26 protein-coding genes and 1 pseudogene are annotated in these 24,827 nt (G+C 70.1%); 10 read left to right on the forward strand and 17 right to left on the reverse strand.

Features of this window, described 5'->3' with window-relative positions; translation table 11 throughout:
- The first annotated feature begins 23 nt into the window (after nucleotides 1-23).
- Together ACV530_RS21740 and ACV530_RS21745 are read left to right on the forward strand one after the other, a co-directional pair.
- Nucleotides 24-1,127, forward strand: a complete 1,104-nt coding sequence (locus ACV530_RS21740; RefSeq protein ID WP_494334348.1) for an amidohydrolase family protein — start codon at nucleotides 24-26, stop codon at nucleotides 1,125-1,127.
- A 207-nt stretch (nucleotides 1,128-1,334) separates the two neighbouring features.
- Nucleotides 1,335-2,180 carry an SCO1860 family LAETG-anchored protein gene (locus tag ACV530_RS21745; protein WP_494334349.1) on the forward strand — a complete coding sequence of 282 codons (846 nt, stop codon included), beginning with the start codon at nucleotides 1,335-1,337 and terminating at the stop codon, nucleotides 2,178-2,180.
- Nucleotides 2,181-2,183: 3 nt separating this feature from the next.
- On the opposite strand, the gene cobC is transcribed toward ACV530_RS21745, so the two are convergent.
- From cobC to ACV530_RS21765, 4 genes and pseudogenes are all read right to left on the reverse strand, one after another.
- Nucleotides 2,184-3,236, reverse strand: a complete 1,053-nt coding sequence (cobC, locus tag ACV530_RS21750; protein ID WP_494334250.1) for an Rv2231c family histidinol phosphate aminotransferase CobC — start codon at nucleotides 3,234-3,236, stop codon at nucleotides 2,184-2,186.
- Between the two features lie 2 nt (nucleotides 3,237-3,238).
- Complete coding sequence (locus ACV530_RS21755) at nucleotides 3,239-3,610, reverse strand: cobalamin biosynthesis protein (protein WP_494334251.1); 372 nt, start codon at nucleotides 3,608-3,610, stop codon at nucleotides 3,239-3,241.
- Nucleotides 3,597-3,701, reverse strand: a pseudogene (locus ACV530_RS21760) (DUF397 domain-containing protein); the annotation flags it as partial. The pseudogene ACV530_RS21760 and the gene ACV530_RS21755, both read right to left, overlap by 14 nt.
- Nucleotides 3,676-4,599: a helix-turn-helix domain-containing protein gene (locus ACV530_RS21765; protein ID WP_494334252.1), complete on the reverse strand. Its 924-nt coding sequence runs from the start codon at nucleotides 4,597-4,599 to the stop codon at nucleotides 3,676-3,678. The pseudogene ACV530_RS21760 and the gene ACV530_RS21765, both read right to left, overlap by 26 nt.
- Before the next feature lie 132 nt (nucleotides 4,600-4,731).
- Here ACV530_RS21765 and ACV530_RS21770 point away from each other — a divergent pair, with 132 nt between their 5' ends.
- Entirely contained in the window at nucleotides 4,732-4,929 is a 198-nt protein-coding gene (locus ACV530_RS21770; RefSeq protein WP_494334253.1) for a hypothetical protein, read from the forward strand.
- A 175-nt stretch (nucleotides 4,930-5,104) separates the two neighbouring features.
- Here ACV530_RS21770 and ACV530_RS21775 read toward each other — a convergent pair whose 3' ends face one another.
- Entirely contained in the window at nucleotides 5,105-5,608 is a 504-nt protein-coding gene (locus tag ACV530_RS21775; RefSeq protein ID WP_494334254.1) for an NUDIX domain-containing protein, read from the reverse strand.
- Between the two features lie 33 nt (nucleotides 5,609-5,641).
- Complete coding sequence (locus ACV530_RS21780; protein ID WP_494334255.1) at nucleotides 5,642-6,997, reverse strand: NsdA family TPR-like regulatory protein; 1,356 nt, start codon at nucleotides 6,995-6,997, stop codon at nucleotides 5,642-5,644.
- 145 nt (nucleotides 6,998-7,142) lie between these two features.
- On the opposite strand from ACV530_RS21780, the gene ACV530_RS21785 reads away from it, so the two are divergent.
- The 5 genes from ACV530_RS21785 to ACV530_RS21805 are packed head-to-tail and all read left to right on the forward strand — an operon-like array spanning nucleotide 7,143 to nucleotide 10,670.
- Nucleotides 7,143-7,277: a hypothetical protein gene (locus ACV530_RS21785; protein WP_494334256.1), complete on the forward strand. Its 135-nt coding sequence runs from the start codon at nucleotides 7,143-7,145 to the stop codon at nucleotides 7,275-7,277.
- Between the two features lie 14 nt (nucleotides 7,278-7,291).
- Nucleotides 7,292-8,464 carry a cupin domain-containing protein gene (locus tag ACV530_RS21790; RefSeq protein ID WP_494334257.1) on the forward strand — a complete coding sequence of 391 codons (1,173 nt, stop codon included), beginning with the start codon at nucleotides 7,292-7,294 and terminating at the stop codon, nucleotides 8,462-8,464.
- Nucleotides 8,461-9,345, forward strand: a complete 885-nt coding sequence (locus ACV530_RS21795; RefSeq protein WP_494334258.1) for an aldo/keto reductase — start codon at nucleotides 8,461-8,463, stop codon at nucleotides 9,343-9,345. The genes ACV530_RS21790 and ACV530_RS21795 overlap by 4 nt, the downstream gene beginning before the upstream one ends.
- A gap of 19 nt (nucleotides 9,346-9,364) precedes the next feature.
- Entirely contained in the window at nucleotides 9,365-10,165 is an 801-nt protein-coding gene (locus ACV530_RS21800; RefSeq protein WP_494334259.1) for a hypothetical protein, read from the forward strand.
- On the forward strand, nucleotides 10,155-10,670 hold the full coding sequence (locus ACV530_RS21805; RefSeq protein ID WP_494334260.1) for a Uma2 family endonuclease: 516 nt from the start codon (nucleotides 10,155-10,157) through the stop codon (nucleotides 10,668-10,670). Before ACV530_RS21800 ends, ACV530_RS21805 begins: the two co-directional genes overlap by 11 nt.
- Nucleotides 10,671-10,718: 48 nt before the next feature.
- Here the strand turns inward: ACV530_RS21805 and ACV530_RS21810 are convergent, their stop codons facing one another.
- From ACV530_RS21810 to ACV530_RS21835, 6 genes are all read right to left on the reverse strand, one after another.
- Complete coding sequence (locus tag ACV530_RS21810) at nucleotides 10,719-11,831, reverse strand: methyltransferase domain-containing protein (protein WP_494334261.1); 1,113 nt, start codon at nucleotides 11,829-11,831, stop codon at nucleotides 10,719-10,721.
- A 6-nt stretch (nucleotides 11,832-11,837) separates the two neighbouring features.
- Nucleotides 11,838-11,972 carry a hypothetical protein gene (locus ACV530_RS21815; RefSeq protein ID WP_494334262.1) on the reverse strand — a complete coding sequence of 45 codons (135 nt, stop codon included), beginning with the start codon at nucleotides 11,970-11,972 and terminating at the stop codon, nucleotides 11,838-11,840.
- A 95-nt stretch (nucleotides 11,973-12,067) separates the two neighbouring features.
- On the reverse strand, nucleotides 12,068-12,280 hold the full coding sequence (locus ACV530_RS21820) for a hypothetical protein (protein WP_494334263.1): 213 nt from the start codon (nucleotides 12,278-12,280) through the stop codon (nucleotides 12,068-12,070).
- Between the two features lie 167 nt (nucleotides 12,281-12,447).
- The gene (locus tag ACV530_RS21825; RefSeq protein WP_494334264.1) at nucleotides 12,448-13,587 is read right to left on the reverse strand and encodes an agmatine deiminase family protein; all 1,140 of its coding nucleotides are present in this window, start codon (nucleotides 13,585-13,587) and stop codon (nucleotides 12,448-12,450) included.
- Between the two features lie 37 nt (nucleotides 13,588-13,624).
- Nucleotides 13,625-14,719, reverse strand: coding sequence for an agmatine deiminase family protein (locus tag ACV530_RS21830; RefSeq protein ID WP_494334265.1), 1,095 nt, complete (start codon nucleotides 14,717-14,719; stop codon nucleotides 13,625-13,627).
- Between the two features lie 163 nt (nucleotides 14,720-14,882).
- Entirely contained in the window at nucleotides 14,883-15,440 is a 558-nt protein-coding gene (locus tag ACV530_RS21835; protein ID WP_494334266.1) for a TetR/AcrR family transcriptional regulator, read from the reverse strand.
- A 181-nt stretch (nucleotides 15,441-15,621) separates the two neighbouring features.
- Between ACV530_RS21835 and ACV530_RS21840 the strand changes: the two genes are divergently transcribed.
- Complete coding sequence (locus tag ACV530_RS21840) at nucleotides 15,622-17,142, forward strand: serine/threonine-protein kinase (RefSeq protein WP_494334267.1); 1,521 nt, start codon at nucleotides 15,622-15,624, stop codon at nucleotides 17,140-17,142.
- A gap of 132 nt (nucleotides 17,143-17,274) precedes the next feature.
- Nucleotides 17,275-17,823 carry an RICIN domain-containing protein gene (locus ACV530_RS21845; RefSeq protein ID WP_494334268.1) on the forward strand — a complete coding sequence of 183 codons (549 nt, stop codon included), beginning with the start codon at nucleotides 17,275-17,277 and terminating at the stop codon, nucleotides 17,821-17,823.
- 61 nt (nucleotides 17,824-17,884) lie between these two features.
- On the opposite strand, the gene ACV530_RS21850 is transcribed toward ACV530_RS21845, so the two are convergent.
- From ACV530_RS21850 to ACV530_RS21870, 5 genes are all read right to left on the reverse strand, one after another.
- Nucleotides 17,885-19,258, reverse strand: a complete 1,374-nt coding sequence (locus ACV530_RS21850) for a cobyrinic acid a,c-diamide synthase CobB (RefSeq protein WP_494334269.1) — start codon at nucleotides 19,256-19,258, stop codon at nucleotides 17,885-17,887.
- 2 nt (nucleotides 19,259-19,260) lie between these two features.
- A complete protein-coding gene (gene cobO / locus ACV530_RS21855) occupies nucleotides 19,261-19,857 on the reverse strand; it encodes a cob(I)yrinic acid a,c-diamide adenosyltransferase (protein WP_494334270.1) in 597 nt (198 codons plus the stop codon).
- Nucleotides 19,857-21,884 carry a putative cobaltochelatase gene (locus ACV530_RS21860; protein ID WP_494334271.1) on the reverse strand — a complete coding sequence of 676 codons (2,028 nt, stop codon included), beginning with the start codon at nucleotides 21,882-21,884 and terminating at the stop codon, nucleotides 19,857-19,859. The genes cobO and ACV530_RS21860 overlap by 1 nt, the downstream gene beginning before the upstream one ends.
- Nucleotides 21,885-22,318: 434 nt before the next feature.
- Nucleotides 22,319-23,839, reverse strand: a complete 1,521-nt coding sequence (locus ACV530_RS21865; RefSeq protein ID WP_494334272.1) for a cobyric acid synthase — start codon at nucleotides 23,837-23,839, stop codon at nucleotides 22,319-22,321.
- Complete coding sequence (locus tag ACV530_RS21870; RefSeq protein ID WP_494334273.1) at nucleotides 23,832-24,800, reverse strand: cobalamin biosynthesis protein; 969 nt, start codon at nucleotides 24,798-24,800, stop codon at nucleotides 23,832-23,834. The genes ACV530_RS21865 and ACV530_RS21870 overlap by 8 nt, the downstream gene beginning before the upstream one ends.
- Nucleotides 24,801-24,827: the final 27 nt, after the last annotated feature.

Consider the following 24,827-nt stretch of genomic DNA (forward strand, 5'->3'; position numbering starts at 1 on the left):
AGGGACAAGGGAGAGAGCGCGTGATGCACGACGACGGTGCGGTGCTGCACATCAAGGGCCGGGTACTGACCGGTCCGGACCCCGACGACGGGGTGCGGGACGAGGCGTGGGTCGTCGGCGGGCGGATCACCTTCGACCGCCCGGCGGGGGCACGGGACGTCACCACCGTCGAGGGCTGGGCACTGCCGGGCCTGGTGGACGCGCACTGCCATGTGGGGCTCGACGCCCATGGACCGGTCGACGACGCGACGTCCGAGAAGCAGGCGCTGACCGACCGCGACGCCGGTGCGTTGTTGCTGCGCGACGCGGGCTCCCCGTCCGACACGCGCTGGATCGACGACCGCGAGGACCTGCCGCGCATCATCCGTGCCGGCCGTCATATCGCCCGTACCAAGCGCTACATCCGCAACTACGCGCACGAGATCGAGCCCGAGGACCTCGTGGCGTATGTGGCGCACGAGGCGCAGCGCGGCGACGGCTGGGTCAAGCTGGTCGGCGACTGGATCGACCGGGAGAGCGGGGACCTCTCCGCCTGCTGGCCGCGGGGCGAGGTGGAGGCCGCCATCGCCGAGGCGCACCGGCTGGGGGCGCGGGTCACGGCGCACTGCTTCGCCGAGGAGTCGCTCGCGCCGCTCGTGGAGGCGGGCATCGACTGCGTCGAGCACGCGACCGGGCTGACCGAGGAGACGATCCCGCTCTTCGCCGAGCGCGGGGTCGCGATCGTGCCGACGCTCGTCAACATCGCGACGTTTCCGCGGCTCGCGGCGGGCGGCGAGGAGAAGTTCCCGCGCTGGGCGGATCACATGCGCCGCCTGCACGCGCGCCGTTACGAGACGGTGCGCGCGGCCTACGACGCCGGGGTGCCCGTCTTCGTCGGTACGGACGCGGGCGGTTCCCTCGCCCACGGCCTGGTCGGCCAGGAGGTCGGGGAGCTGGTCAAGGCCGGTATCCCCGCCGCGGCCGCGCTCTCCGCGGCCACCTGGTCGGCCAGGGAGTGGCTCGGCCGCCCGGGCCTGACGGAGGGCGCCCCGGCGGACCTCGTGGTCTACGGTGCCGATCCCCGCGAGGACGTACGGGTGTTGGGCCACCCGACATGGGTGGTGCTGCGGGGGCGCGTAGTGAACTGAGGGCCTGATGGTCGAACGCACTGCCGGTGGACACCCTTTTGGGTGAACTGGCTTTTAAACACCACCAGTTCACCCGTCCGGGAACGACCATGGCGGGGTCGATGCCGTCGGCGTGCCGATGTCCCCCATGGGCACGCCGACGGCTCCTTTTCCCGGAGGAGTCCCACCACCGTGTTTCGCACCACCCTGCCCGCACGCGGCCTCGTGATGTCCCTCAGCGCTGGCGTACTGGCACTCGGCGCGGCCCCCGCGCACGCCACCGGCGACCATGGCGCGCATGGCGCGGCCGGTGCCGCCGTCCTGCGCACCGGGCTGGACGTCGCCCTGCTGGGCAAGTCCGTCCATGTACCCCTCAACGCCTCGCTCAACGAGGTGCACGCCCCGCAGAACGCCGACCGGACCGCGCTCGCGGTCACGGTCGACGGCGCCGAACAGGGCGCGCCCGTCCAGGTGTTGCGCGCGGAAGCCGCCTCCGCGCGTGCGACGTCCGACGCCCATGCGGCGAAGGGGTACGCCAATATCGTGCACGCCAAGGTGCACGTCCCCGGCCTGCCGCTGCTCTCCCTGATCGAGGTGCGGAAGGTCACCTCCGAGGCCGTGTGCGAGGCGGGCCGCAAGCCCGTCGCCACGTCCAACGTGCTCGGCAGCGTCACCGTGCTGGGCAAGAAGGTCACGCTCACCTCGGGCGGCACCACCAAGGTCGACGTGCCGGGGGTGGGCGAGGTCCGGCTCGACCTGTCGAGGACCACGACGACCTCGCGGACGGCGGCGGCGACCGCCCTCCGACTGGGCGTCTACGTCAACCCGTTGAAGCTCGACGTCGCCGAGGTGCGGGGGTCGCTGACGCTGGCGGAGGCGCACTGCGAGGTGCCTCCGGCTTCACCTTCGGGGAAGAAGGAGCAGCCGCAGACGAAGACTCAGACCGTGGCCCACAAGCAGGATCTCGCCGAGACCGGCGGGTCGTCCGCCACGCCGTACATCGCTGCTGCGGCAGGGCTGTTGGTGGTGGGCGGGGGCGGGGCGCTGCTGTTCGCGCGGAGGCGGCGGGGATAGCCCTCAGCTGGATTTCAGCACCGTCGCCAGCGCGTCCGCGAAGCGGTCCGTCGTGGCACGGTCGCGGACCGCGATGCGGAGGTAGTCGGGGCCGAGCCCCGGGAACGTGTCGCCGCGGCGGACCGCGAAGCCGAGGCCGCGCAGCCGGCTCCGTACGGCGGTGGCTTCCGGCAGCCGTATCAGCAGGAACGGCCCGGACGCCGGCTCGCACACCGTGACGGAGTCGAACTCGGCCAGCCGCCACCGGAGATGGTCCCGGTCCGCGGCGATCTGGTACGCCGCGTGCGCGGCCTCGGCGAGCGCCGGGGCCGCGCTGCACGCCTCCGCCGCCGCGAGGGCCGGTGACGACACCGGCCACAGGGGCTGGGCCCGCTCGAGCCGGGCGATCCTCCCCGGCGAGGCCAGGACGTAGCCGATGCGCAGCCCCGCCAGACCCCAGGTCTTGGTGAGGCTGCGCAGCACGACCAGCCCCGGCAGGTCCGTACGGCCCGCGAGCGACTCGCTCTCGCCGGGCACGGCGTCCATGAACGCCTCGTCCACGACGAGCGTCCGCCCCGGGCGGGCGAGGCGGGCCAGCGTGGCGGCGGGGTGGAGGACGGACGTCGGGTTGGTGGGGTTGCCCACCACGACGAGGTCCGCGTCGGACGGGACGGCACGCGGGTCGAGCCGGAAGCCGTCGGCCGCGTCCAGCAGCACTCGCTCCACGGCGTGGCCCGCGGCCCGCAGCGCCGCCTCCGGCTCCGTGAACTGCGGGTGCACGACCACCGGGCGGCGTACGTCCAGCGTCCGCGCAAGCAGGACGAACGCCTCCGCCGCCCCCGCCGTCAGCAGCACCCGCTCCTCCGGCAGCCCGTGCCGCGCCGCGACGGCCCGGCGGGCGGCCCGGCCGTCGGGGTAGGCGGCGAGGCCGGCGACCGAGGCGGTTATGCGGTCGCGCAGCCACTGCGGAGGAGTGCCGGCGCGAACATTGACCGCCAGGTCCGTCAACTCGTCTCCCGCGCCGCGTACTTCGGCGTCCCCGTGGTGGCGCAGATCGGGTTCGGGAGATACGTGCATCCCTAGACGGTACCCTCCCGGGCCACGGCCACCGTGACCCGGTCCGACTTCCGCTTCGGGACGACCAGGACCCCGCCCGGCCCGGCCGCGAGGAGGGCGGCGGCCTCGGCGACGCTCGCGCTGCCGGTGGCGGCGTGCGCGGTGGGTGACGGGTGCGGTACCGGCTGGCTCGCCAGCTCCGCCGCCGGGTACGCCCGTAGCGGTACGCCGAGCCGTGCGGCGGCTTCGACGATGCCGGGTTCGGCGGCCTTGCGGTCGATGGTGGCGAGGGTGGCGACGCGGCCGGGGAGGGCGTCCTCGACCAGGGCCAGCACCTCGTCAGCGGTCACGCCCCGGCGGGCGCCGACGCCGAGGTGGAGGTCAGCGGATGACATGGGTCACGAACGAGGACCAGGACGGTGCGGGGAAGACCAGGGCGGGGCCGTGCGGGACCTTGCTGTCACGGACGGGGACGAGGCCGGATACGAACGCGGGGGCCCATTCGACGCATTCTCCTTGGCCGCTGCTGTAGCTGGACTTCTCCCATATCGCTCGGGAAAGGTCGAGAGTGTTGCTCATGTCTGTACGCCTCCATGACGCGCTGGATGAGCGAGAGCGAGTCAGCGCGTGAGAGGGCGTCGGCGCGCAGTGCCTCGTACGCTACCCGTGCCTTGGCAACCACATCCGCTGAGTCGTCGACCTGCCCTCGCGTGTCAGTCTCCTGGTACAGGACTTCGGACCCGTCCTGCTGCGTCAGCACGATAAACGGCCATCCCCACATCGGGGCGCCCGCAGTGACTGGGAACACTTGCAGGTTGATGTGCGGGGACTCCGTCACGGCTGCCAGGTGCCGCAGCTGTTCCCGCATGACGTCCGCGCCGCCCACGCCGGACCGCAAAACCGACTCGTGGAGGATCACCCAGAGCGACGGCGGGTTGGGGGCGTCGAACATTTCCTTTCGTCGCATACGACCCTCCACGCGCCCCTTGATCTGGGTCGCGGTCTCCTCAGGGTTGGCGGCTCTATAGACGGCCTCTGCATACTCCGGGGTCTGCAGGATGCCGTTCACGAAGATGCTCGAGTAGCCGCAAATGGCGGTGGCCTCGCGCTCAAGTTCCAGATACGGCCTGAGCCAAGACGGGCTACCGGCGTCGACGGCCCGTTGCCGCATGCGCACGTAGATGCCCGGCGTCCCGAAGACCTTGTCGCACTCCTCGGCGAACATGGGGCTCGGCAACTGCTGCCCGGTCTCGACCTTGCTGACATACGGCTGCTTGCAATGCAACCGGACCGCCAGCTCCGCCTGCGACCAACCGCGCGCCTCGCGGGCGAACCTGACCTCCTTGCCGAAGGTCACCGCAGGCGCTTCCGATTCTTCGTTCATGCGTTCAATCCCCCCATTCCAGACGGCAGTTGGAATGCAAACTACCCTGGTCAGCGCGGCGGCGTGGGTGGAATCTGAGCCTCACGGTTGATGCCCGGCCCGGATGGCCGGGACACACGGAGGCTCGAACAGATGACAGAACGGCGCGAGGGTGCGCAGGCGTCCACGAAGATGACGATGCGGGTGTCGCGGGACGGCGGTCGCACATGGGGAACGACGGTGTGCGTGGCGGCCGCCAAGGACGTGGCGAGGGAGCGCGTCGGCTGCTCCTTCCCGCCCTGCGCGTGCGCGCGGTGCGCCGAGGAGTCGGAGGGCCGTACGTCATGCTGATGCCCCGTCCCATGGTCTCCTTGGCGAGCGGACCGCTCGCCAACCTTCGCTTGAATGCAGTGAGTTGCATGGCATGCAAGTGGTTCGGCGCTGCGATCAAGGCGGCGGAGGAGCTCGGTGACCGTATTGCCGCAGCGCAGTACGCGGAGGCGCTCGGTGCGCACCAAGGGCAAGATCACATGTGCCAACCGTCGAGGGAAACGTCAGGTCCTCCACCCAGGTAATGATGGAGGGCGCTGGCGGTGGTGCTGACGAAGTTCTCGGGGATTGAATCGGTATCAACCCAGCAGACCTGGGTGTGCTTGCGGGGCTCGAGGTTCTCGGGAGCGCCGGACCATTCGTGGGCGGCGAAGACGACCGTGAGGAAGCCATTGGGAGCTTCGACGCCCTGGGCGCCGTGGATGATGTGGGCGACCTTGAGCGCTTCCGGCTTGACGATCAGGCCCGTTTCTTCGGCCAGTTCGCGGACGGCGGTTGCGGTGATGGGTTCGCCGGGCTCGCTCTTGCCGACGGGTAGATCCCACATGCCCTGTGCGAACTTGGCCTGCTGGCTGCGCTGAAGAAGGATGACGCGGTTGTTGGCCGTGTCGTGGACGATAACGGCAGCCACCAGGAGAGTCATGGAGTCAAGAGCGGGCTTGAGGACTCGGGGCTGGGATGTGCTTGTCGGCTGAGCCATGATGGTCCCTTCGTCGGCCGGCTGGTGGGCATGTTAGGCGAGGGCCTCGCGTGCGCGGCAGGCGAGTTCGGCGGCTCCGGGGACTTTGCGCCGCTGGTAGACCGCAAGGGTGGGGCGGATCGAGGTGATCGCTTTTCGGGTGCGGTTGGACGACATGCCCTCCATGAGCTTCAGCGCCTCGGTCCAGGCGGCGATGGCCTCGTCGGCACGGGTTTGGGCGGCGAGACTGTCACCGAGGTCGGCGTAGGTCAGGGCATGTACGCGCTTGTACTGCTCGGGATCCCAACGGTTGAGAGCGTCCCGGTGCTGTCGTTCGGTGCCGACGTGGTCGGCAAGGTCCGTGAGGGTACGAGCTGTGTGGCTGGCCACGGTGCCGGCAGGTGGGCCGCTGACCAGTGAGAAGCTGGGCTGAGGGCCATTGTCCCGGCGAAGGGCGTCTTCTGCGGTCAGCAGGGCGCGGGCGGCGGCGGGTTTCTCGCCGACAGCGGCGAAGGCGCGAGCATGAGTGATGTGAAGCAGGGCCTCGGTCTGGCCGTCTACGTGGCCGAGCCCGCAGGACAGAGCGCCTTCGATGAGGCCGACGCAGTAGTGGGGTTGTTTGAGGCTGAGGGCCTGGTGGGCGAGGGTCCGCATCATCCAGGCGGCATGGCCATGCGGGTCGGCCTCGTAGGCCAGTTGATAGCCGATCTGGTAGTAGCGCTGGGCGGCGCCTTCCTGACCGAGGTCGTGGTGCTTCCAGCCCGTGAGGTAGACCAACTCGGCTACGGCGCCGAAGGCCGCGCGCCGTAAGGCTTCGGAGGGGAAACGGGCCCGCAGTATGGGCGCGGCGGTGTCGGCGAGGTACATAGCGACGGTGGTCAACCCGTGGCCACCGCCGAGGCGTTCGTCGGCCGCGCTGAACGCGGCAGTGACCTTTCGTACTACCTCAACCTCCTCCACTCCGACACGGGACATCCCTGTGCGGGCACGCAGCATCCGGGATACGGCTTCGTGGTCGTAGCTCAGCGGCATCGCGACCCCTGCGGTGGTGAAGGCGGTCACAGTCAAGAAGCGGTGGTGTTCGACGTCGGCTCGCCCCAGTTCAGTGGCAGCTACGACAGGGTCGGTTCCCACCTCGGTGGGGCTCTCGGGGCCACGCAGGCCAACCTCGGCCAGGGTGACGGTGCGGTGGGCGCGGCGGGAGAGGGCTTCGGTGAGGTACCGGCCGGTCTGGCCACGGGGCCGGCGGGTTCCGTTCACCCAGTGGGAGATGGCCGACTTGTTGGTTTGGATGATCTCGCCATTCTCGGCGGCGACCCGGCGTACATCCCGGGCGAGTGCTTCGTAAGTGCAGCCAGTCGCTTCGATGACGTCGCGTAGGCGGGAGTTGGGATGCTTCGACGTTGTCACTTGCCGCTCCCGATCAAGAAGCTGTAAACCGCGTATACCGCTTGACCCTGCCCTCACCGTACCCACTGTGCGTAGTAGCGAGTTCACTTATTCGTAGTCGCCCGCCGATTCCAGGTGGGAGAACCGATAGAGGGAGGGTTACGCAATGTTGGAGAACGTGACTGGTCAGGCACCTGAGGATGGCCTGATCATCTCGCGGAAGTCGATCGCCGCAGCCCGCTCCCGCGCCGAGCAGCCGTCCGACGGTGGCTCGACCGGCGTGTCCGACAGCAACGACTGAGCGGAGCCGAAGAAATGACCACCCTCTTCTCCGAGGTGGTCGATCGCCTCGGCGGGGACTTCCTCGCCGAGGCATTCGGCCGCACATACCGGATCTGGAACGGCGTTGGCGACTTCTCTCAGCTGCTTACGTGGAAGGACGTCAACGCAGTCATTGGCCGTGGACGGCTTGAACCACCGCGGCTCCGTCTTCACCGAGACGGTGAACTGGTTCCCTGGCCGACCTATGCCTCGCCTGTCACCACGCGTCGGAGCGTGGTTTGGCAGCGTATCCAGCCCTCGCGCCTGCATCAGCAGCTTCGCGATGGCGCCTCACTGGTTCTGGACGCGGTGGACGAGCTCCACCCGCCCGTGGAGCGACTCGCGCAGGCTCTTGAGCAGCATTTCCGGGGGCGCGTACAGATCAACATGTATGCCTCATGGACATCCCGGCAAGGCTTCGGCACCCATTGGGACGACCACGACGTAGTCGTGGTGCAGCTCGAAGGTGCCAAGCTGTGGCGCATCTACGGTCCGACACGCATGAACCCGCTGCACCGGGACATCGAGGCTCCCGAACCCCCGGCCGACGAGGCAATGGACGAAATCCTCCTGCGAGATGGCGACATGCTGTACCTGCCCCGAGGGTGGTGGCACGCCGTCGCGGCCACCCAAGGCCGATCTCTGCACCTGACGTGCGGACTTCAGACGACGACCGGTGCCGATCTGCTCGGATGGCTGTCGGAACGTCTACGGGTCTCCGAGGCGGTGCGCGCCCATCTACCCGTGCACGCCTCCGCGCAGGGGCAAGCCGCATACCTCGGTGTGCTCCGCAAGGAGGTTGCCGACGCGCTCCACGACGGGGCCATACACGACTTCCTGACGGCTCGGGACAGCACCGAGCCGGGACGTCCCATGCCTTCTCTGCCGTTCCTCGAAGGTGTGGCGGTCCGTGAGGAAGTGCGTGTCAGGCTCACCACCGCGCGAGTGCGGCTCTCCTCCGATGACGAGGGCCGGACGGTTCTCCTCGCGGGTGGCGAAGAATGGACCTTCGCTCCGCCGGCCCGGGGCGTGCTGGCTCCGCTGCTTGGCGGTGACTCGATCCCGATGAGCGAGCTCGCCACGGTGAGTGGCCTTGCGCTCGAACAGGTTGCAGGTCTGGTGAGCGAGCTGGTTGGCGCCAATATCGCTGCGGTGAGCATGCGATGAATGTGGACCTCGCACTGGGGACCTATCGGTGCCAGAACATTCCGCAGGCAGTGGCCCACGCTGCTGCCTGCGGGGCTTCCTGGATCGATACTGCTCCCAATTACCTCCACGGTCGAGCCCAGCGCCGACTTGCGCCCCTACTCGCCGAGCATTCCCGATTGCAAGTGTCGACGAAGGTGGGATTCTTTTCCGAGGACACCGCCGCAGCTGCCGAAGCAGCTGGTGTTCTCTCACCGCGAGACATGGTGGTCGGCCACAGCCTCAATCCGCGATATATGGTCTGGCAGACGCGTCGTAACAGGCAGGAGCTGGGCCGGGATCCGGCCATCGTTTTCGTCCACAATCCAGAGCGGGCCATCGGCGTTCACGCGGCGCTGGCACAGGCATTCACCGCTCTGGAGGGCGAAGCCCGCACCGGATACATCGGCGGATATGGTGTCGCCACGTGGACCGGTTTCGACGACGCGTTCACCTTCGCCGACCTCCTCGACATCGCCACCCGCTGCGGCGGATCCGACCACCACTTCACCGCCATCCAACTACCCGTTTCCTTGGTCATGCTCAGGCCTGTCGCACAAGTTCTCGATGGCTGCGGCCCGTTGGCTGAAGCGGTCGCCGCAGGTGTGAAGGTCTTCGCTTCCGCGCCGCTGCATGGGGGTGAACTCCCCAGCATGGTCACGGACGAACTTGCGCAGCTCGTCGCCCCTGGCCTCACACCGGCCGAGGTAGCACTGCGAGTCGTTGCGTCCACCCCAGGAGTGACACGGATTCTCCTTGGCGCCTCTCGTGCGGAACACTGGGATGTCGCTCAACGCACTGTCGCCCTCTCCCCGTTGCCGAAAGAGATCCTGCAAGAGGTGATTGATGTTCTCGGCACCTGACGACACCACTACGGCTCGTATGCGCACCGCCAGAGCCATCGCTTGCAAGGCCTTTGGGGCTCAGGAAGCTGATGGACGATCTGTCTGGGGCTATCTCGGCCGCACCCTCTCCGGTTTGGCCACCACCAGCGGTGGACGTTGCTGGCTCCGTCTGGTCTCCGAACGGCCCGACCGCGCCCACGGGAAGCTGTGGGACGGCCCCAAGGCCGCCCAGGAGCTGCTCCCACCGGATATCCCTCGTCCTGTGCTGCACAACATCCACAGTTGGCAGGCGGACGACTGGGCGTACCGGGCAGAGTTGTACGAGTACGCGGACACCGCCGTTGTTTCCAGCTCGCCTGTGCTCGAACTCGAACCCGTCCTTCCCGATACCTGGTGGACCCATCTCCGCGCCGCGCTCGACAGCCTGGCCGCTGTCCCAACCGACCGGGTGGCCGTCCGTGAGGAGTACATCCGTCGTGCGGTTCCCGACTTCACCGGCTGCACGGTCGAAGTCATCGAGTGGTCCACTGCCCACGGTGACTGCCACTGGGCAAATCTCGGTGCCCCGGCTCTGCGCATCTTCGACTGGGAGGGCTGGGGCACCGCACCGATCGGCTTCGATGCGGCCCTTCTGTTCATCTACTCCCTGAACACCCCGAAGACGGCTGCCCGCGTCCGTGAGACCTTCGCGCATGTCCTCGACATGCCCGCGGCACGCGTAGCCGAGTTGACCGTCTGTGCCCAGGTTTTGCAGGCTGCGGACCGTACCCCCTTCTATGCATCCCTCAGAGAACCCGTACGTATGTACCTCGATGAGGCGCACAGACGTGCTGCATGAAAAGTGTCGGCCTGGTGTTTGCGGCTGCGGAAGGCAGGGAGGCCATTTCGCCCGGGACGGCGACCGCGGTCGCATCATCCAATGGCTGACGCGTATCTGCATCCAGGCACGTCCCGAACTGTGGCTCCACAAGCAGGGATTGAAAGTGGAGACATACCGCAACGGTCATGCCCGCCCGGACGGCACGCTGGCCGCAAGCGACGCATTCGTCGGCCACGACGAATGGGCGCCGACTGACCAGGTGCTGATGGCCGTGGAGGTGACCTCCTACGACTCGGATACTCACCAGCGCGACCGTGCGGAGAAACCGCGTGCCTACGCCGAGTCCGGGATCCCTGTCTATTTGCTGATCGACCGGGATGCCTGCGAGGTCACCGTCTACAGCGAGCCTGACGGGGTGCGCTACGAGAGGGCGCAGACCGTGCCGTTCGGCAAGATCGTGGACCTTCCGGGGCCCGTGGACATCGTGCTGGATACCGAACCGCTCAAGAACTGGGTCCGCTAATTCCTGGCGGCGACCACGTCAACACCCCTATCAGTATTGGGCGTTCGCTCAAGGCCGGGTGATGGCGTTGTCCGGATCGTGGCACCAGATGTGCTGTCGGCCATTTTCGGAGACGGTCATGCCGAAGTCGTAGAGCGAGGGGGCGCCCAGGGCGTGCCACCATTCGGTGGCGCTCTCCAGCTCGCCGAGGAGCCTGCGAGGCCCGCCCTGGCGCCCCATGGGCGTGCCGCCGTTGGTGGTGATGGTGGCCCAGGACGACTGGCCGTCGTCGATCCACGCGGTGACCTCGCCGTCATCCGACGCCTGGGTGAAGACCTTCACGTCAGGCAGGGCCACGCGGGCGGCGAAGAGCAGGCTGGCGTCCTCGTGCAGGCGCAACAAGTCCTTCGAGCAAGTCCGTTCGTCGTCGGATGCCTGATCACCGCGCACCGTGTCCCAGTTTCGGCGGGGGGAAGTGGTGCGGCTGCTCATGAAGGTGGCGAGCCCTTGCATCCATCCCGTGGCCGAACGACCGTCGGGGGCAACGGTGAGAGCAACATGACCGAGGTGCCCCCACGGGGTGACGATCCGCCCCCTGGGCCGGGTTTGCTCCACCCACGCCCACGGCACGGTCCCGACCGCGTAGGTGGAGATCACCCGGTCGAAGGGCGCTCCGTCCGGCCGGCCCTCGTCGCCATCACCGGTGGCCACCTGCACGCCTGTGCCGAGCTCGTCCAGACGGCGGGCTGCCTCCTCCGCCAGGTGGGGATCGGCTTCGACGCTGGTGATCAGGCCGGGCCCGGTGCGCCAGGCCATCAGGGCGCAGTTGCGGCCCGCTCCGGTGCCGAGCTCGAGTCCGCGGTGGCCGGGCTGGAGGACCAGAGTGTCGAGCATGTCGGCGACGATGGATTCGCAGGAGAGGCTGGAGGTCGCGAGCCCGTCGGTGACCTGCGTGGTGGTGGCGTCGTTCGGCCCGCCGTAGACCTCGGCCAGCCACCGTTCCTCGTTCGTGGCGCGGTCCACCGGCTGGTAGGAGTCGCCGTCCCAGCGCCATACGCGGTCGGGGGCGAAAGCGTCCCGGGGGAATGTCTCCGTGGCCTGACGAACCCAGGGGGAGTCCGCCGGCCAGGCGCCGCGCTCTTCCATCGCCTTGGCCAGGCAGACTCGTTCACTGTCGAACATGCTTCTCTATTTCCTGCGCGTACCGGTGGACGGCGGGGGCGGTGGCACCTGTCCGTCGGAGTTGCCCGGCGGCGGGTCAGGCTTGTTGCGCTTGCCCATGTTGTTCACTCCGTTGTCCGTGGCGGTGAACTCGACGGGCATCGTGGCACGGCGGCGGAGCGAAGAGGTAGAGCGCGTCGGCCGTCGCCCGGAATGTTCCGGGCGACGGGCGGTCGTCGACCTGGTGGAACGGGCTGTCAGACGAGGCCGGCAAGGACGGGCAGGAGGTCCTTGAGCAGAGCGAAGAGGGCGTCAGTGACGCCGTGGTCGCCACCGTGGTCGTCGACGAGACCGGCGACGGCCGGCGCTGCCGGAGCGGCGGCTTGTGCGGGGGCGGCCAGTGCGATGCTGCCGAGGGCGAGGACAGCGCTTGCGACGGCGGTGGCGGTGGTGCGGTGGAAGGTCTTCAAGTCAGTGCTCTAGTAGGGGAGTCGAGGACGAGTAGGCCCAAAGGCTGCCGTGTGCGCGACCGGAGCGCACGTGCGCGTACCCCTGTGGGTGAAGGCGCGCGGGGGCCCGGTGGGGCGCGCTCGCGGTCGTGGGCTCGGCCGGCACCGAGGCCGGTGCGCGTGAGGGGTTACTTGGCCGGCTTGCCCGGCTGGTCGTGGGTCGAGCAGTGGATGCCGCCACCGCCCGAGGCGATGGTGTCGATCTTCACCTGCACGATGTCACGCTTGGGGAAGTGGTCCTGCAGGATGCTCTTGGCGCGGTCGTCGGCCTTGGTGTCACCGAATCGGGGCATGAATACCGCGCCGTTGGCGACGTAGAAGTTCGCGTACGAGGAGACGAACGCGTTGCCCCGGCCGGTGATCTTGTCGAGGTCGGGCTGGGGCAGGTCGATGACCTCCAGGTATTTGCCCCGGGCGTCCGTCGCCTCCTTGAGTACGGACCTGGCCTGGTCGGCCGCGCGTGACCAGACGTCCGGGGGGCTGTCGGGAAAGGCGCGGTCCACGAGGACGACCCCTGGTGCGGTGAAGCGGGCGATGCTGTCGACATGCGCGTCGGTGATGTCCTTGCCGCGCACGCCGGCCAGCCAGATGACCTTCTCGATGCCGAGGCTGCTCTTGATCTCGGCCTCGAGCTGATCGCGGCTCTTGCCCGGGGTGCGGTTCTTGTTGACCACCGAGCTCTCGGTGACCATCAGGGTTCCCTCGCCGTCCGTCTCGAAGGAACCTCCCTCGGCGACCAAGGGGGCCTTGGCGCGCGGGATGCCGTACTTCCCGAGGAGGACGCGGCCGACCTGGGCGTCGCTGTGGTGCTCCCGCTGCTTGTTTCCCCAGCCGTTGAAGTTGAGGTCCACGCCCAGGATGCCGTTGGAATCCTCGACGAACACCGGCACTGTGTCACGCGCCCACAGGTCGTCCACCATGAGCGGGATCACCTCGACCTGCGAGCCGCAGGCCTGCTGGGCCGCGTCCTGCTGCTCGGGGCGGGCCATCATGACCACCGGTTCGTACTCCGCGACCGCCCGGGCCACCCGTGCGATGTCCTCCCGCACGGACGGCAGTTGGTCGATCCAGACCGATTCCAGGGCCGGCCAGGACATGAACGTGCGGGTGTGGCTGTCCCATTCGGCACCGAACCGTCGGCCCGTTGTCTTCCGCGAAGTGGAAGGGGGGATGGACGCGTTGGAGGTGTCTCGCGAGTCGCAGGCCGTCGCTCCGAGGGCCAGGGCTCCGAGGCCGGCGACAGAGCGCAGGACATTGCGGCGGGACATGGGGGGATAGAGCACAGGGAACTCCGGGTGGGGCTGGCTACGGAACGGGCTGGTGCATGGTGGAGCAGTGGATGCCTCCGCCGCCCTCCATGAGGCGGTCGACATCAAGCTGGACAACCTCGCGTCCGGGAAACGCCTCGGCCAGGGCTCGGCGGGCCGCGGTGTCCGTCCTCGTGTCACCGAACTGGGCGGTGATGACCGCGCCGTTGACCAGATGGAAGTTGAGATAGGAATCCACGAACGAAGAGCTTCGTGACCGTACGTTTTCCGGTCCGTCCACGCGGATCACCCGGAGGTGCCGCCCCTTGGCATCGGTGGTGGCGGACAGGATGGTGAACTGCTCGCGCGCATCCTTGGCCCAGACGTCGGTCCGGTCGCGCGGCGGAACCTGCACCATGACGACGCCGGGGCTGATGAAGCGGGAAGTGACATCGATGTGGTTGTCGGTGATGTCCCGGCCACGCACGCCGGGAACCCAGATCATCTTCTCGGCACCGTATGCCGCCAGGACGGCCTTTTCGATATCGTCCCGACTCATTCCGTGATTGCGGTATTTGTCCACCAGGCTGCTTTCGGTGGCCATCACCGTGCCGTCGCCATCGGTCTCGACGGATCCGCCTTCTCCGACGAAATCCGCCTCGCTGAAAGCGAATCCATTGAACTCCGCGATGGATGAGGCGACTTCGGCGTCGTCGCGATGCGACTGCTTGCGTCCCCACCCGTTGAAGTTGAGGCCGACGGCATCGAGGTTCCCCTGGCCGTCACGCCGGAAGACGGCGCACGTGTCACGCATCCAGAGGTCGTCCGCGGGGATCGAGTCGATGACGGTGACGTGGGAACCGCAAGCGGCCCTCGCCGCCTCGGCGGTGGTTTCGTCGGGCGCGCACATGATCACGGGCTCGTATGCCGCGACCGTACGGGCGATGAGGGCGATGTCCTGCTGGACACCGGTCAGGCGGCGGCCCCAGATGGATCTTCGCGACGGCCATGACATCCAGGTCCGGGTATGCGGAACGTCATCGGCCGGCACGTGCCAACCGCGACCTCTCACGTCATCGGGCAGGGCGGTCCCTCGCGACGGACGCGGACCGAGAAGGGCATCCAGCCACTTGCCTACGGGGAAGTCGTTCATGGGGGGACTCCACATCGAATCCATGGAGTCCGGGCGCATAGGCATCGAAGGCTCGGAACCACTGGGCTTGGTGTGATCTGAGGGCCCACTGTGACACTGACTGAATTTTCAGTCAATCTTGAGCGCGACGGGGACCGGGGCGTGGGGCAAGGGGTGCGCGCCCCTACGGGCGCTCCAGTCGCTCCAACTCGGCGTCGACGGCGTCCAGGAGCAGTTCACGGGCGTGCTCCAGGGACAGGATGCCGCTGAGCCAGCGCATACTGAGCCCTTCCACCAGTCCCGTGAGCCGCTCGGCGGCGATGGTCAGGCCGGAGGCGGTGGCCATGGGGCGTATCCGGCCGAGCAGTCCGGCGATCTCCTGGACCCAGATCAGCGTGGCCTTGGCCAGGTCCTCCCGCAGGTGGGGTTCGAAGATGGCGCTGGCTCGCAGCTCTCCCCACGCGGTGCTGTTCTCCCGGACGGTCTCGTCTTCCTGGAATTCCAGGAGCAGGGCCTGCTCGAGCTCCTGCCGGGGGCTGAGGGGGGCGGCGTCCGGGTCGCGGTCGGTGCTGTAATCCGCGGCGCGGTCGTTGATGAACTCCAAGGTCCGGCGCAGGATGCCGGCCCGGTCCTTGAAGTGGTAGTAGATCAGTGCGGTGGACACACCGGCCTCGGCGGCCAGTTCCTCGACCCGCAGTCCGCGGACCCCGCGCCGGGCGATGACTCGCGCGGCTGCCTCCATGATCGCTGTTTTGCGGCCGCCACTCACAGTTGGACACTTTAGCTGTTTTTCTCACCCCTTCTCCCTCTCCCTGGAGTCTGTGGTGACTGATCGTTCAGTTAGCATCGGGCTGCCTCACCCGGTCCTGCTGCGGTCCTGCCGCGGGCCTGTCTCCTTCGCTCCCTTCTGAAAGAGCCACAGCATGACCACAGATCATCCTGGTGCGCTGCCCACCGTCGCGGCCCTGGCCGCCGGCGACCCGGAGGAGATCGGCGGGTACCGGCTGCATGCCAGGCTCGGATCGGGCGGAATGGGGCATGTCTACCTGGCGTACACACCGGGCGGCCGGCCGGTGGCCCTCAAGGTCGTACGGCCGGAACTCGCCGACGACCCCGAGTTCCGTCACCGGTTCGCACAGGAAGTGGCCAACGCCCGCCGCATCCACGGCCTGTACACCGCCGAGGTCGTCGACGCGGGCGTCGACGCCGTGACGCCGTGGCTGGCGACGGCCTATGTCGCGGCGCCCTCGCTGCACGAGGTGCTCCGCCGGCACGGTCCGCTGCCGGTGCAGACCGTGCTCCTGCTCATGGCGGGCATCGCGGAAGCCCTTCAGTCGATCCATGGCGCCGGTGTGGTCCACCGTGATCTCAAGCCCGCCAATGTACTGGTCGCCGCCGACGGCCCCCGGGTGATCGACTTCGGCATCGCGCGTGCCGCCGATGCCGTCGCGCTCACCAGCGCCGGCCTGCGGGTCGGTACGCCCGCCTTCATGGCACCCGAGCAGGCCCTGGGGCAGCCCGTCACACCGGCCACCGACGTTTTCGCGCTCGGCGCGCTGGCCGTGTACGCCGCAGGCGGCGCACCACCCTTCGGCGACTGCCCCGAATCCATATCCCTGTACCGGGCGGTCCATGAGCAGCCCGACCTCACCCGGGTACCCGTCGCACTGCACGACCTGCTGGGACAGTGCCTGGCAAAGGACCCCGCCGTACGGCCCACCACCAGCGCACTGATCGAGGCCGTGCGGGCCCACCCCGCCGTGGGCGCCCAGATGCGCTTCACCGATGGATGGCTGCCGACCGCCGTCCGTACCGAGCTCGCCCGCCATGGCGAACCGGCCTCATCGCCCGGGGCGGCCCACGCACAGCCCACCGTCACCGCTACGGGGCCCAGTCTTTCTTCTTCGCCTCCGGCCCCAACCCGCCGCGGGCGGAGACTCGTTCGATGGCTCGTGCCGACGGTGGTCGCCGCCCTGCTGCTCGGCGGCGGGGCGGTCTACTACTTCGACTACCCCCCAGGGGACGCGGGATCGTCCGCCGGATCCGGGCAGGCGGAGGGAGCGCCTGAAGACGCGTACAGCCCGGGATACGCGGGTGTCGAACTGACGTCACCGGATACGGGTTACGAGTTCGACCTGTCGAACGGCAAGGTCGTTCCGGAGTCCAGCGCCGCCTGGTACCTGGCACGTACGGCCACCGCGTTCACGGTCCCCGAGGACAGCGACGCCTTCATCGCTCCCGGCGACAGCCTGACCCTCGGCGGGTGCCTCGCGGGGATCCGCAGCAACGCGGCGACCTCGCTGGACTTCGGCGAACTCAAAGACCGCCCCTTCTGCGTCCGCAGCCCCGACAACCGCGACGTCGTGATCGTGCGGCTGGTGGAAGCCGTGCCCGACGGGGGTTCGGTGACCGTTTCCCTCAGCCATTACCGCAACGACGGCTGAGCGTAGCCCGCGCAACCCCATCTTCTGGGGGTACTGCCACGACCCGTGGCTGGAGCAGCATCACGTTGTCCGGGTGAGTGAGGGGCCCGGAGTGGAAACCACGACGACGGAACCGACAGAAGGGGAAGAGTCATGCGCGCTCGCCATTGGCTCCCTGTCATTGTGACAGCGCTGGCTTCTGTACTGGGCACGACCACAGTCGCCGACGCGTCGTCCCAGGGCACCAGATCCGCAAGCTGGCAACCGCAGCCCGGCGCGGAGTACCGGTTCACGTCCCGCTGGAGCGGCAGATGCCTGGACGTCGCGGGCGGGGAGGAGTACTCCCACTTCCGGCAATGGGACTGTGTGGGCGACAACTACCAGCGCTGGACGTTCGAGAGCGCGGGTGGCGGCTACTACTACGTCCACCCCGTGTTCAACTCCAATATGTGCTTGGACGTCGATACCCGCGGTGCCAACGGTGACTTCGGCGGCAACGTCCACCTTTATCACTGCTGGCAGGGCCGGAATCAGATGTGGCGGCTGGACGACATCGGCGACGGCTGGTCCGCCGTGATCGCGCATCACAACGACAAGGCGCTGGACGTGGACACGCGCGCCGGAAACATCAACAACGCCAACGTGCACAATTGGACGTACTGGGGCGGGAACAACCAGATGTGGCGTGTCACCCGGTATTGACCGCCTTCGTGCCGCGCAGGCGGGGTGCCTGCGCGGCGTCCGGCCGTTGAAGGTCCGCTCGTTACGGGCGAGTTCGGGCGGTAGCGAGGCGCTCCGCCGCGCTGGTCACCAGGCGCCGGGCCAGCTCCGGTGCGCCCGCCCAGTGCAGGTGGAGGTAGGACGCGTGGACGCCGCCCTGCGCGAAGCCCTCGACACGGCGCTCGGGGTGTGTCATGCCCCAGGCCGGGGACGGGCCCGCGGGCGGGTCCGTCACGGTGCGGTGGAACTCGTGGCCGCGTACGCGAGTACCGGCTGCGGCAAGGGAGTTGTCGGTGAGGGCCACCGCCTCCCGGTAGCCGAGTGTCAGGCGCGGTGACATACGGGCGTCCACGGGCAGGACCCCGCACATCGGCTTGCCGTCCAGGGAGCGGGAGAGGTACAGCAGGCCCGCGCACTCCGCCACCACCGGGGCGCCGCTCGCCGCGAGGGCCGAAACCGCCGTGCGCAGCGGCTCGTTCGCGGACAGCTCGGGGGCGTACACCTCGGGGAAGCCGCCGCCGATCACCAGACCGGCGGTGCCCGGCGGGAGTGCCTCGTCGTGAAGCGGGTCGAGGGGGACGACCTCCGCGCCTGCGGCCGTCAGCAGTTCCGTGTGCTCGGCGTAGGAGAAGGTGAACGCCGGGCCGCCGGCCACCGCGATCACGGGGGTTGAGCGGGACCGGGTAACGGGCGGCTCCCATGCCGGGCCCGGTACCGGGGGAGCGGTGCGGGCGAGGGCCAGCAGGGCCTCGAGGTCGCAGCCTGCCCGTACCTGCGCCGCCTGTGCGGCCACCGCGTCGAGTGCCTCGGCGTCGCGCTCCGCCACCGGGATCAGGCCCAGGTGGCGGCTGGGCGTGTGCAGGCCCTCGGTGCGGCGCAGTGCGCCCAGCACCGGTACGCCCGACTCGTCCAACGCCTCGCGCAGCAGCGCCTCATGGCGGTCCGAGCCGACCTTGTTGAGGATGACGCCCGCGACCCGTACCTCCGGGTCCCAGGACGCGAAGCCGTGCACCAGGGCCGCCACGGAGCGGGACTGGGAGGACGCGTCGACGACCAGGACGACGGGGGCGCGGAGCAGCTTCGCGACGTGTGCGGTCGAGGCGAGTTCGCCCTGGCCGCTCGCCCCGTCGTACAGCCCCATCACGCCCTCGACGACGGCGAGATCGCAGCCGGTCGCGCCGTGCAGGAACAGTGGAGCGATCTGGTCCGGGCCGCACATGTACGCGTCCAGGTTGCGGCCCGGCCGCCCCGTGGCGAGGGCGTGGTAGCCCGGGTCGATGTAGTCGGGACCGACCTTGTGCGGGGAGACGGCCAGGCCGGCGTCCGTGAACGCCCGCATCAGTCCCGTGGCCACGGTGGTCTTGCCGCTGCCGGAGGCCGGGGCGGCGATGACCAGACGCGGTACGTGCGCTGTCACCCCTACCACTCGATGCCTCGCTGGCCCTTCTGCCCCGTGTCCATGGGGTGCTTGACCTTGGTCATATCCGTCACCAGGTCGGCGAAGTCGACCAGCTTCTCGGGGGCGTTGCGGCCGGTGATGACCACATGCTGGGTGCCGGGGCGGTCGCGCAGGACGGAGACGACCTCGTCCGTGTCGATCCAGCCCCAGTGCATCGGGTACGCGAACTCGTCGAGGACGTAGAGGCGATAGGTCTCCGCAGCCAGGTCGCGCTTGACCTGTTCCCAGCCCTCGCGGGCCGCCTCCTCGCTGGAGGTGATGTCACGCTGCACCCAGGACCAGCCCTGGCCCATCTTGTGCCACGCCACCGTGCCGCCCTCGCCGGAGTCGCCGAGCACGCGCAGGGCCCGTTCCTCGCCGACCTTCCACTTGGCCGACTTGACGAACTGGAACACCCCGATGGGCCAGCCCTGGTTCCAGGCGCGGAGCGCCAGGCCGAAGGCGGCGGTGGACTTGCCCTTGCCCGTGCCCGTGTGGACGAAGACGAGGGGACGGTTGCGGCGTTGGCGGGTGGTGAGCCCGTCGTCGGGTACGACGGTCGGCTGTCCCTGCGGCATTATGCGGCCTTCCTGGCGGCGGTTGCGGTCCGTACGAGCGCGGAGACGTTGTCCGCGCGGAGTTCGTCGAGGGTGACGACGGGGCCGCGCAGTTCGCGGCCGAGCTCGGCCGCGAGGCCGAGGCGTACGGGGCCGGACTCGCAGTCCACGATCACCGAGGCGATGCCCTCGCCCGCGAGCAGTCGCGCGGCGCGCCGGGCGCGGGGGAGCGGGTCCGGGCCGCCGGTGGCCCGTCCGTCCGTCACCACGACGAGCAGCGGGCGGCGGGACGGGTCGCGCAGCCGCTCCACGCGCAGGACTTCGTGCGCCTGGAGCAGGCCGGCGGCGAGCGGGGTACGGCCGCCGGTCGGCAGCTTCTCGAGGCGCGCCGCGCCCGCGTCCACGGATGAGGTGGGTGGTAGTGCGACCTGGGCCTCCGATCCGCGGAAGGTGATCATCCCGATCTTGTCCCGGCGCTGGTACGCGTCGAGGAGGAGGGAGAGCACCGCGCCCTTCACGGCGCCCATGCGCTTGCGGGCCGCCATCGAGCCGGACGCGTCGACGACGAACAGGACGAGGTTGCCCTCGCGGCCCTCGCGGACCGCCTCGCGCAGGTCGTCCCTGCGGACGATCAGCCCGCGCCCGGCGCGGCCGCGGGCCCGCTGGTGCGGGGCGGCCGCTTGTACGGTGGCCGCCAAGTGCAGCCTGGTGAGGGCGCCTTGGGGGCGCCGGGCCCCGGTGGTGCGGCCGTGGGCGGTACGCGCGCGGGAACGGCGGCCCGCGGCGCCCTCGCCGAGGCCGGGTACGTCGAACTTCCGCGTGCGGAACGGCTCCGCCGCGGCGACGGGAGGGGCTTCCTCGGGGGCTGTGCCGGTGCCGGGGTCGCCTTGGGGGGAGGGTTCCTCGCGCTGGGACGGTACGTCGGGGGTGCCGTCGCCGGGCTGCTGCGGGGGCCGGCCGCCGCCGTCGGGGCCGCCTTGCGGGTCGTGCGGGTCGTGCGGGTCGTCGTCCGGGCCGTCCGGTTCGGGGTTCTCGTCCTCGAACTGGTCGAGGATGTCGTCGAGTTTGTCCTCGTCGAGCCCGGGGGCGTCGAAGGGCGCGCGCCTGCGGCGGTGGGGGAGGGCGAGGAGGGCGGCCTGGCGGACGTCCTCGGTGGTGACGTCCGTACGGCCCGCCCAGGCGGCCAGGGCGGTGGCCGTGCGGGCGGTGACGATGTCGCCGCGCATGCCGTCCACCTCGAACTCCGCGCAGACGGCGGCGATCCGGCGCAGCGCGCCGTCGCCGAGCCGTACGCGCGGCAGCAGGGCGCGCGCGGCGGCGATGCGCTCGCGCAACGCGTCCTCTTCCGCCGCCCACTTGGCGGCGAAGGCCGCCGGGTCCTCGTCGTAGGCGAGCCTGCGGCGGACCACCTCGACGCGCTCGTCCGCCTCGCGGGAGGCGGCGACCTCGACGGTCAGCCCGAAGCGGTCGAGGAGTTGGGGGCGGAGCTCGCCTTCCTCGGGGTTCATGGTGCCGACGAGGAGGAAGCGGGCGGAGTGGCGGACGGAGACGCCTTCGCGTTCGACGTGGGACGCGCCCATGGCGGCGGCGTCGAGGAGCGAGTCGATGAGGTGGTCGCCGAGCAGGTTGACCTCGTCGACGTAGAGGATGCCCCGGTGGGCGTGGGCCAGGAGGCCGGGTTCGAAGGCCTTCACGCCGTCGGCCAGCGCCCGTTCGATGTCGAGCGAGCCGACGAGGCGGTCCTCGGACGTGCCGACGGGGAGCTCGACCATGCGGGCCGGGCGGGTGTCGTGCGGGGTGTCCGCGTGCGGGCCGTCCGGGCAGGCCGGGTCCGGCGCCGCCGGGTCACACGCGAACCGGCAGTCCGCGACGACGTCGATCTCGGGGAGCAGTGCGGAAAGGGCGCGTACGGCCGTGGACTTGGCGGTCCCCTTCTCGCCGCGGACGAGGACGCCGCCGATGGCGGGGGAGATGGCGTTGAGCAGCAGCCCCAGCCGCATGTCCTCCATGCCGACGACGGCGGTGAAGGGGTAGGTGGGTGAGGACATTGGCTGGTTCCTCCTTGTGGTGGTGATGCGGTGCGGATTGCTGGGGCTGGGGGGTGGGGAGTTGTGCCCCGGTCCCGCCCTTTCACCGTTTCCTCCGGGGGCAAGCCCCCGGGCCCCCGGGACCCGCGCTTCGCGCGGTTGTCCGGGGGCTATGCCCCCTGGGCTCCCGCAACGCGGCTTCGCCGCGTTGGTCCTCAAACGCCGGACGGGCTGAATGGTGCCGGGCCGGGCTGGTTTTTCGCGCTTGCGTCGGATTTCAGCGCAAGCGCGAAATCCGGCGTGGGCACGCAATTCCAGCCCGTCCGGCGCTTGAGGACGAGCGGCGGAGCCGCGACAAGCGGGGTCTGGGGCGCAGCCCCAGAAGCGGGGTCCGGGGGTGGAGCCCCGGGAAACGGTGAAAGGGTGGGACCGGGGCGAGCTTCCCCCGCCGCCCCTCACGGCGCACCCGGCGGAATGAAGGGGGCGCCGGTCGGCACCCCGCCCTCGATCAGCTTCAGCAGCGCACCCGTGTCCGCGTGCTCCTCGATCAGATCGCCGAGCCGGTCCAGCTGCTCCTCGCGCAGAGCGCCGAAGCTCGTGTCGGGGGCGGGCACGAACGCCCGGCCCGCCTGGTCCGCCACGCGGCGGAGGAACGCGCGGCGGAAGCCGTCGCTCTCCAGGGAGCCGTGCCAGTGCGTGCCCCAGACCGAGCCGACCCGGCAGCCGTCCAAGAACGGTTCCCCATCAAGGACTTCGGCCACCCCGTGGTGGATCTCGTAGCCCTCGACGCGCTCGCCGAGCGCGGAACCCACCGGCCTGGCCAGGGTCTTGTCCACCGCGAAGCGGATCCGTACCGGCAGCAGGCCGAGCCCCTCCACCACACCGGCCCTCGACTCGACCTCGTCGTCGATGCGTTCGCCCAGCACCTGGAAGCCGCCGCAGATGCCCAGCACCGGGCGGCCCTCCGCCGCGCGGTGCGCGAGCGCGTCCGCGAGGCCGCGCTCGCGCAGCCACGCCAGGGCGCGCACCGTACCGCGCGTGCCCGGGACCACGGCCAGGTCGGCATCGGCAAGCTCCTCGGGGCGGTCGACGAACCGTACGACGACGCCCGGTTCCGCGGCGAGCGCGTCCACGTCCGTGAAGTTGGACATCAGCGGGACCGCGCACACGGCGACGCGCAGGATGTCGCGCCCGTGCGGCGGGGCGACGACCGATTCGCGTACCGCACCCCGCAGGGAGACCCGGAGCCCGTCCTCCTCGTCGATGCCGAGGCCGTGGGCGAACGGCAGCACGCCGTACGTACGCCGGCCCGTGAGGCCGCGCAGCATCTCCAGGCCCGGCTCCAGCAGGGAGACGTCGCCGCGGAACTTGTTGACCAGGTAGCCCGCTATGAGCTCCTGGTCCTCGCGGGACAGCAGGGCGGTCGTGCCGAAGAAGGAGGCGAAGACCCCGCCGCGGTCGATGTCGCCGACCACGACGACCGGGAGCCGCGCGGCCCGCGCGATGCCCATGTTGACGATATCCGTACGGCGCAGGTTGATCTCGGCGGGGCTGCCCGCGCCCTCGCAGATCACCGCGTCGTGCGTGCGGCGCAGTTCGGCGAGGCACTCGGTGACGGTGCCGAACAGCTGCTCCTGGCGCCCCGCATGGTAGCCGCGGGCGCTCAACTCGCCGACCGGCTTGCCCATCAGCACCACCTGGCTGCTGCGGTCGCCGCCGGGCTTGAGCAGGACGGGGTTCATCAGGGCCGTCGGCTCGACGCGGGCGGCAGCGGCCTGCATGGCCTGGGCGCGCCCGATCTCCGCGCCTTCCCGCGTCACGAACGAGTTCAGCGACATGTTCTGGGCCTTGAAGGGCGCGACCTTGACGCCCTGGCGGACGAGCCACCGGCAGATGCCGGCGGTCACCACGCTCTTGCCCGCGTCCGAGGTCGTGCCCGCCACCAGCAGGCCTCCGCCGAAGCCGAATTCAGCCATGGTTCCCCCTCCGGAAGAAGCTGCCCACTGTGAGGCCCGCTGTGCGTCCTGTCATCGCGACGCCGAGGGCCAGGACCGAGACGCGCCGCGACAGCCGTACCGCGCGCTCGATGTCGGACACCGCGACCGGGCGGTTCTCCGCGCCCAGGACGGGCCGGTGCTCGACGCGGCCCGCGTAGGCGAGGGTGCCGCCGAGGCGTATGCCCAGGGCGCCGGCGAAGGCGGCCTCGACGGGACCGGCGTTGGGGCTCGGGTGGTGCCGGGCGTCGCGGCGGGCCACGCGCCAGGCGCCGCGCGGGTCGGGGCCCGCGAGGACGGCGAGGGCGGCGGTCAGCCGGGCGCCGGGCCAGCCGGCGACGTCGTCGAGACGGGCGGCGGCCCAGCCGAAGCGGCGGTACCGGCGGGATTTGTGACCGACCATGGCGTCGAGGGTGTTGACCGCGCGGAAGCCCACCAGCCCGGGCGTCCCGGCGACGGCGCCCCACACGAGGGCGCCGACGACGGCGTCGGAGGTGTTCTCGGCGACGGACTCCACCACCGCGCGGGCGATCTGCTGCTCGTCGAGGGACTGCGGATCGCGGCCGCACAGGTGCGGGAGCCGCTCGCGGGCGGCCGCGAGGTCGCCGGCCTCGAGGGCCCGGCCCACGGCGCGGGCCTCGCGGCCCAGCGAGGTGCCGCCGAGGACGGCCCAGGTGGCGGCGGCGGTCAGGGCGGTGTCCGCGGTGCGGGAGGTGCGTACGGCACGGGTCAGCAGCCCGGCACCGGCGACGGCGCCGCCCGCGCACAGCAGCGTGTGCAGGGCGCCGTGCCCGCGGTGGTCGCGCCACAGCAGGCGCTCGGCGGCGTGGGCGGCCCGGCCGAAGGCGGCCACGGGGTGGCCGCGGCGGGGGTCGCCGAGAACGAGATCGCCGAGGAAGCCGAGCGCGGTGCCGTACACGGAAGCGAGGTGTTCGGCGCGCATCGGGTCAGACCGCCGTCAACGCCTCGA

Source organism: Streptomyces sp. SX-6 (assembly GCF_059089585.1).

What these genes read in the sequence shown, in the direction of transcription:
- cobC (WP_494334250.1), bottom strand. Translation starts at nt 3,236, where the DNA reads ATGCACGTATCTCCCGAACCCGATCTGCGCCACCACGGGGACGCCGAA.
- ACV530_RS21775 (WP_494334254.1), bottom strand. Translation starts at nt 5,608, where the DNA reads ATGGCTCAGCCGACAAGCACATCCCAGCCCCGAGTCCTCAAGCCCGCT.
- ACV530_RS21825 (WP_494334264.1), bottom strand. Translation starts at nt 13,587, where the DNA reads ATGTCCCGCCGCAATGTCCTGCGCTCTGTCGCCGGCCTCGGAGCCCTG.
- ACV530_RS21830 (WP_494334265.1), bottom strand. Translation starts at nt 14,719, where the DNA reads ATGAACGACTTCCCCGTAGGCAAGTGGCTGGATGCCCTTCTCGGTCCG.
- ACV530_RS21755 (WP_494334251.1), bottom strand. Translation starts at nt 3,610, where the DNA reads ATGTCATCCGCTGACCTCCACCTCGGCGTCGGCGCCCGCCGGGGCGTG.
- ACV530_RS21860 (WP_494334271.1), bottom strand. Translation starts at nt 21,884, where the DNA reads ATGTCCTCACCCACCTACCCCTTCACCGCCGTCGTCGGCATGGAGGAC.
- ACV530_RS21745 (WP_494334349.1), top strand. Translation starts at nt 1,335, where the DNA reads ATGTCCCTCAGCGCTGGCGTACTGGCACTCGGCGCGGCCCCCGCGCAC.
- ACV530_RS21845 (WP_494334268.1), top strand. Translation starts at nt 17,275, where the DNA reads ATGCGCGCTCGCCATTGGCTCCCTGTCATTGTGACAGCGCTGGCTTCT.
- ACV530_RS21840 (WP_494334267.1), top strand. Translation starts at nt 15,622, where the DNA reads ATGACCACAGATCATCCTGGTGCGCTGCCCACCGTCGCGGCCCTGGCC.
- cobO (WP_494334270.1), bottom strand. Translation starts at nt 19,857, where the DNA reads ATGCCGCAGGGACAGCCGACCGTCGTACCCGACGACGGGCTCACCACC.
- ACV530_RS21740 (WP_494334348.1), top strand. Translation starts at nt 24, where the DNA reads ATGCACGACGACGGTGCGGTGCTGCACATCAAGGGCCGGGTACTGACC.
- ACV530_RS21870 (WP_494334273.1), bottom strand. Translation starts at nt 24,800, where the DNA reads ATGCGCGCCGAACACCTCGCTTCCGTGTACGGCACCGCGCTCGGCTTC.
- ACV530_RS21770 (WP_494334253.1), top strand. Translation starts at nt 4,732, where the DNA reads ATGACAGAACGGCGCGAGGGTGCGCAGGCGTCCACGAAGATGACGATG.
- ACV530_RS21865 (WP_494334272.1), bottom strand. Translation starts at nt 23,839, where the DNA reads ATGGCTGAATTCGGCTTCGGCGGAGGCCTGCTGGTGGCGGGCACGACC.
- ACV530_RS21765 (WP_494334252.1), bottom strand. Translation starts at nt 4,599, where the DNA reads ATGAACGAAGAATCGGAAGCGCCTGCGGTGACCTTCGGCAAGGAGGTC.
- ACV530_RS21790 (WP_494334257.1), top strand. Translation starts at nt 7,292, where the DNA reads ATGACCACCCTCTTCTCCGAGGTGGTCGATCGCCTCGGCGGGGACTTC.
- ACV530_RS21785 (WP_494334256.1), top strand. Translation starts at nt 7,143, where the DNA reads ATGTTGGAGAACGTGACTGGTCAGGCACCTGAGGATGGCCTGATCATC.
- ACV530_RS21835 (WP_494334266.1), bottom strand. Translation starts at nt 15,440, where the DNA reads ATGGAGGCAGCCGCGCGAGTCATCGCCCGGCGCGGGGTCCGCGGACTG.
- ACV530_RS21795 (WP_494334258.1), top strand. Translation starts at nt 8,461, where the DNA reads ATGAATGTGGACCTCGCACTGGGGACCTATCGGTGCCAGAACATTCCG.
- ACV530_RS21815 (WP_494334262.1), bottom strand. Translation starts at nt 11,972, where the DNA reads ATGCCCGTCGAGTTCACCGCCACGGACAACGGAGTGAACAACATGGGC.
- ACV530_RS21800 (WP_494334259.1), top strand. Translation starts at nt 9,365, where the DNA reads ATGCGCACCGCCAGAGCCATCGCTTGCAAGGCCTTTGGGGCTCAGGAA.
- ACV530_RS21810 (WP_494334261.1), bottom strand. Translation starts at nt 11,831, where the DNA reads ATGTTCGACAGTGAACGAGTCTGCCTGGCCAAGGCGATGGAAGAGCGC.